We start from the raw sequence: 5,112 nt of genomic DNA, 5'->3' as shown, positions 1-5,112 counted from the left end.
CAAGTTAAACACAGAGGTACTGGAATCATAATGAATACTCCTATATTTATTGTTTCAAGCACTGCATAGCCCTTAACTGAACCGTATTGCCCAACAATCCGCTTGCACACCGATCAAATCGGGGTTATTTGTTGGGAGTGAGAAGTTATTGACGGCGGGTGAAGCGAACCGTTAACTGGAGTTTATATGGAAATGCGGATTGAACCTTACGACGCTCATCAACTTGATGCAGTCATTCGTCTTTCGCTTCGAGCATGGGCTCCGGTCTTTGATTCGATTCAGAACGCGATGGACGCTGACGTGTACCGAGAATTCTACCCCGATGATTGGCGTGTGAGCCAGCAAAAAGCTGTCGAGGATGTCTGCGCTGCGGAGGACACAAATGTATGGGTTGCGATCGACGCTGGTTCAACCGTGGGCTTTATAGCCGTGAAACTACACTTGGACTCCCGCATGGGTGAAATCTACATGGTCGCTGTCGATCCAGACTTTCAAGGTCGCGGCATTGGCACCGATCTGACAGAATTCGCTCTCTTATGGATGAAAAATGCTGGGATGTCCGTTGCGATGGTCGAGACCGGAGGCGCTCCCGGTCATGAAAGAGCCCGTCGCACCTATGAAAAGGTGGGCTTCGGGCTGTTACCGATCGCTAGATACTTTAAGAAGCTCTAGATACGCAGGGGTTGAAAACGATCGGCGCGATCGCGATCGTCATTGATGTGTAAAAGGCGATCGATTGTCCCCGTTGGGAATACAAAAAAATGAATTATCTCCATATTGAGTTGATACATCAATTATTCTCAGAATCAGACAAGATCGATATGCCCCTATGGCTGCAAGGTGGATGGGCTATAGATGCAAAATTAAATCGGGTAACACGCGAACATGAAGATATTGATATTGCCTACCCCGCCGATCGAAGCGCAGACTTTCTTTCATTGCTGCACTCTCTCGACTGCGCTATCACTGAACGAACCTCCTATGGTTTTCTAGCTGATAAGCATGGCGTTCTCCTAGACTGCGAACCCTGCATTTGCATGGGAGACCACTACGAGTTAGAGGGACTACCCCCAGGAACCTGCCCATTGGAACCAACTGGAAGTCTTGGCGGCAAGCGGCTCCGCTGCACAAGCTGGGAAGCAATTCTCTGGGATTATTTCTACTACATAGAAGAGGTTCCACAAAGCGAATGGCGTCCAAAAGACTTTCCTAGTTTTGCTCTAGCCAAAGAGTCATTCGGCGAGGCCGCGACACAAAACTTACACGAGCAATTCAAACGTCAGTATGCGGTTTAGTTGTAATCTTATCTGTGGGTGTTCGAGATTAGACTTCCGGGTTGTTTAAGGTAGGTTTCATACACACCGAACGTTTGAAAATGGTTGGTTGAGTCTTATTAGTTGCAGTCGCTCAAGCGCACCGTTAGTCAGCTTTGGCAGGTTGGCTTTTTTCATGGCAATCCCTATTTCGGCTGGCTATATTGACTGCGAAATCAAATCTGAATCCTTTTTGTCCTTTGAGCGATCGACTGAAAAATCTTCATAGTACGATCGCTCAGTATTCACATCCCACAAATCGTGCTTTTCGCCGAGAATATTTCTAACAGCCAGCATTCCCGTCAGCATGGAATGGTCTTGGTTGTTGTATCGGTGCATACCGTTTCGCCCGATCGTCTGCAAATTCTCCATTCCCTTGAAAAATTTTTCAAGTACCTGCAAGTGTCCTCGATATTCGGCATCGTACACTGGATAAGCCTTCGGCTGCCGTATGACAACTCCATCTTCCACATCAGCAGTTGTTGCTAAACCCAAGCCAACCAACTCGCGAGTTGCTAATTCGACAAGTTCCGCGTCCGACATTTCCCAAATATCGTCCCCTACGCTACAGAAATATTCCATTCCCAAACAACTTTTGCTGGCGTGGGGAACTAAAGCGGCGCTCCAATTCTTAAAGTTTTGAATTCGTCCAACTTTGACTTCGGGGGAGTGAATGTAAATCCAGTTGTCAGGAAATAAATCCTTGCGATCGACAATCAGCGATACAATCAAAAAATCTCGATACTTGAGCGATCGCGCGGCGTGCAACACCTCTTCTGGCGGCTGCGGTTTTAGTCTTGCTACCAGTGCAGATATTGGCATACTCGTAATAAAATTATCCGCCGAATATTGAACTAATTCTCCGTTCTGTTCAGCAGTGATACTTTTAATTTTATTCCCTTCACGTTCAAAGCTAATCACTTTAGTATCGAGATAAACTTTGCCGTCTTTATTTTCCACAGCTTCCGCGAACTTTTCCCACATCATTCCCGGCCCCAAAGCCGGATAGTCAAACTCTTTGATTAATGTTTTAGTGTCGTTGCTGCCAAACAAAGCATTAATAATTGCTGTCGTCAGGGACAATCCTTTAATCCGCTGCGCCGCCCAATCTGCTTGAATTTCCGAACAGGGAATTCCCCAAACTTTTTCAGTGTAAGTCTTAAAAAATGTTTTGTACAAGCGTTCCCCAAAACGATTTATCACCCACTGTTCAAAAGTTTTTTCTTCCCGAAGAGGCCAAATTCTTACTTTGAGATAGCTCAACATAATCAGCGTACTCTCAATTATGCCCAAATTAAAGAGAGTATTGAAGGCACTGATGGGATAGTTAAAAAATTTACCTCGATAAAAAATCCGCGACAATCGCGGCACTTTAATAAACTGATTTCCCAGTACCTCTTGCCACAACTGCTGCACGGCTTCAACTTTAGTATAAAAGCGGTGGCCGCCAATGTCGAAACGATAGCCTTTGTAGGTTTCTGTGCGAGCTATTCCCCCAACTTTATCACCTTTTTCTAGTACAACAGGGATGATGCCTTGCTTGACTAGCTCGTAGGCAGCAGTCAAACCCGCAGGGCCTGCACCGACGATCGCAACAGGATAATGTTTCACTAAGCCTACCTCCAGCTTTTGAATCGAACTATACAGTTATTTATAACTTGTCACAGTCATAGATGCACCCGTGAATACCCTGAGAAACTATCGAGCGGCCTGATGTTGAAGGATGATTTGACTTGATTTATTGAGCGGATACTGGCAAGCTAACTTTGCCAGTCAAGGGCTTTTTTTGGTATAAGTGGCGACAAGTGCCGAGCGCAAAGGCCAGTCCGCTATAAAAGTAGAACAGCCAGTGCCACGGAATTGTTTTCAGGGCAAATACGATACCGTGTTTACGGTGAAAAAATTGGTAAAGCGGTGCATTAATTGCTACCAGTGGTATTGCTAGCAAGCCAGCCAGTAGCAGAAAGCTCAGCGACCAGCACGTCCCCAAAACTGCCAGCAGCACTGCATAAGTTAAAATCACGCTGATCCGGTTTGAAACTTGCAAGTTGAGGTCGTTATTCAATTTGCGATCGCGCCAAATCAGTTCTGTCCAAGGCAGCGCTCGGTAGAAAAAGTCAGCTTTCACCATCCCCATCGGTTTCCACCGCTTTAAATGCTTCACCTGCAATGTTTTGCACAGCCGAATATTATAACCTGCTTGTTTCAAACGGTAGCCGAGCTCAATATCTTCGATCGAAGCTTGGCGGTAACTCTCATTAAAACCACCCATCTGCAAAAAAATTTCCCGGCGAATCACTCCGCAAGCCCCCCAAAAAGTCGAAGCTTCTTCGTTACCTGTTTGGTGTACGTAGTGGTGCAGCAAGTTCCTGTACTGCGATAGAAAATCAGGATCTCCAGGATCATCGTCGTAAGATCCGATGAAAGCAGCTAAGTAGGGATTATTTTTGAACACCGATATCGCATAGCCCACAGCTTCTGGACAAACAGCGACATCAGCATCCACAAAAAACAGAATATCTCCCTTGGCAGCTTGGGCCCCCAAATTTCGGGCTCGGGCTGGACCCCCGCACTCAGGAATTCTGATTAATTTGGCGCCGAATTCCTTGGCTAGAAGCCAGGAACCGTCGCTTTCGCCATCTGCTACTACAATAATCTCGATCGGTCTCGGCTCAGCTTGAGCCAGTTTTGACAAACAGGTGCGGAAGTAAGCGCCCCCGTTGTGGACTGGGATAATGACGGATACAGTGGGTTCGGCAGTAGAAATCATCACCTAAATTGTTTAATTTGCAGGAAAAATAATTGCTTGAATTTTATTGGTGCGACTTTACGAAGGGTAAAATCAGCTCTACTTTTTTATTTATAACTCGATTTCTGTTTATATTCAACTAGATTTATTTCTGGCATTCTTGACTGCATTTTTCCGATTCACACCTGTATTCTACGCCACATCTTCCTGAAGCTGACCTGATGCAGACAACAGCTTTATTAAATCTTTAAATATGTCATTGTTTTTGTAAAGCTTACAAAAAGCCCCAGCAGTATTTTTGTGCTGCTGTATTGCACCGCACAAAATTTTGATTTGATCCATAGGCACACCACCGTAGAAAATCCAACAGACTTTCTACGGAAACCCGCTGGCTGTCAGGACTTGCCCGGTACAGTTTCTTTTACAGACCTCATCCGCAAGTGACTCCTCTACCCAGTCTGTATCGCGAGTGCGGTGTCGATGCACATTTTAGGATTTTTGGCAATATATAATATACCTCTTAAATTTTCTGACGGTGTACGATCGAGCTTTCGTAATTTGTTAACATACCCTTAGCTAGCTCCCTTTGAGCCAAAACTTTTACATAAACAAGTTTTTATATTATATGATCACCTCCCAAAACACTTTAAATCAGCCATTAGTTTCAGTCATCGTACCAGCTTTCAACGCTGAAACTTTTATTGCTAAAAATTTAGAATCTGTTCAATATCAAACTTATCAAAACATAGAAGTTTTAGTGGTTGACGACTGCTCTACAGATACAACATCCGAAATCGTCAAATCTTTTGCTCAAAAAGATAGCAGATTCAGCTTATTGAAGCAGTCAAATGCTGGCGCCGCCGCCGTTCGCAACCTAGCAATTAAAAAATAAAAAAGCGAAGATATTGCTCCCATCAAGACCAACGATATTTGGTATCCGCAAAACTTATAAAAACAAGTAGACATCTCCAAAATAGTAACATTTTGTGGTACAAGAAGATCGTAAAGCTTTTTTGAGACAGAAACATGAGCGACATCCTGAATCATATT

7 protein-coding genes are annotated in these 5,112 nt (G+C 44.5%); 3 read left to right on the top strand and 4 right to left on the bottom strand.

Annotated features, from left to right (window positions below):
* Positions 1-186 precede the first annotated feature (186 nt).
* Complete coding sequence (locus E5S67_RS30845) at positions 187-672, top strand: GNAT family N-acetyltransferase (RefSeq protein ID WP_339382795.1); 486 nt, start codon at positions 187-189, stop codon at positions 670-672.
* Here the strand turns inward: E5S67_RS30845 and E5S67_RS34275 are convergent.
* The gene (locus tag E5S67_RS34275) at positions 669-791 is read right to left on the bottom strand and encodes a hypothetical protein (protein WP_281363602.1); all 123 of its coding nucleotides are present in this window, start codon (positions 789-791) and stop codon (positions 669-671) included. The genes E5S67_RS30845 and E5S67_RS34275 overlap by 4 nt on opposite strands.
* Before the next feature lie 30 nt (positions 792-821).
* Between E5S67_RS34275 and E5S67_RS30840 the strand changes: the two genes are divergently transcribed.
* A complete protein-coding gene (locus tag E5S67_RS30840) occupies positions 822-1,295 on the top strand; it encodes a nucleotidyltransferase domain-containing protein (protein ID WP_246277072.1) in 474 nt (157 codons plus the stop codon).
* Positions 1,296-1,472: 177 nt separating this feature from the next.
* On the opposite strand, the gene E5S67_RS30835 is transcribed toward E5S67_RS30840, so the two are convergent.
* The 3 genes from E5S67_RS30835 to E5S67_RS30825 form a co-directional block, all read right to left on the bottom strand.
* A complete protein-coding gene (locus E5S67_RS30835) occupies positions 1,473-2,924 on the bottom strand; it encodes an FAD-dependent oxidoreductase (protein WP_172193110.1) in 1,452 nt (483 codons plus the stop codon).
* A gap of 127 nt (positions 2,925-3,051) precedes the next feature.
* A complete protein-coding gene (locus tag E5S67_RS30830) occupies positions 3,052-4,083 on the bottom strand; it encodes a glycosyltransferase family 2 protein (protein ID WP_172193112.1) in 1,032 nt (343 codons plus the stop codon).
* Between the two features lie 171 nt (positions 4,084-4,254).
* Entirely contained in the window at positions 4,255-4,404 is a 150-nt protein-coding gene (locus E5S67_RS30825) for a hypothetical protein (protein ID WP_172193109.1), read from the bottom strand.
* 283 nt (positions 4,405-4,687) lie between these two features.
* On the opposite strand from E5S67_RS30825, the gene E5S67_RS30820 reads away from it, so the two are divergent.
* Positions 4,688-4,954, top strand: a complete 267-nt coding sequence (locus E5S67_RS30820) for a glycosyltransferase family 2 protein (RefSeq protein WP_246277071.1) — start codon at positions 4,688-4,690, stop codon at positions 4,952-4,954.
* Positions 4,955-5,112 lie beyond the last annotated feature (158 nt).

Origin of the sequence: Microcoleus asticus IPMA8, from assembly GCF_013179805.1 — a bacterium.
Classification (GTDB): domain Bacteria; phylum Cyanobacteriota; class Cyanobacteriia; order Cyanobacteriales; family Microcoleaceae; genus Microcoleus; species Microcoleus asticus.
The sequence above is the reverse complement of the archived record's forward strand: the minus strand, read 5'-3'. Positions and strand labels throughout refer to the sequence as shown.

Coding starts and splice junctions, on each gene's coding strand:
- E5S67_RS30845 (WP_339382795.1), top strand. CDS start 187: ATGGAAATGCGGATTGAACCTTACGACGCTCATCAACTTGATGCAGTC.
- E5S67_RS34275 (WP_281363602.1), bottom strand. CDS start 791: ATGTATCAACTCAATATGGAGATAATTCATTTTTTTGTATTCCCAACG.
- E5S67_RS30840 (WP_246277072.1), top strand. CDS start 822: ATGCCCCTATGGCTGCAAGGTGGATGGGCTATAGATGCAAAATTAAAT.
- E5S67_RS30830 (WP_172193112.1), bottom strand. CDS start 4,083: ATGATTTCTACTGCCGAACCCACTGTATCCGTCATTATCCCAGTCCAC.
- E5S67_RS30825 (WP_172193109.1), bottom strand. CDS start 4,404: ATGGATCAAATCAAAATTTTGTGCGGTGCAATACAGCAGCACAAAAAT.
- E5S67_RS30820 (WP_246277071.1), top strand. CDS start 4,688: ATGATCACCTCCCAAAACACTTTAAATCAGCCATTAGTTTCAGTCATC.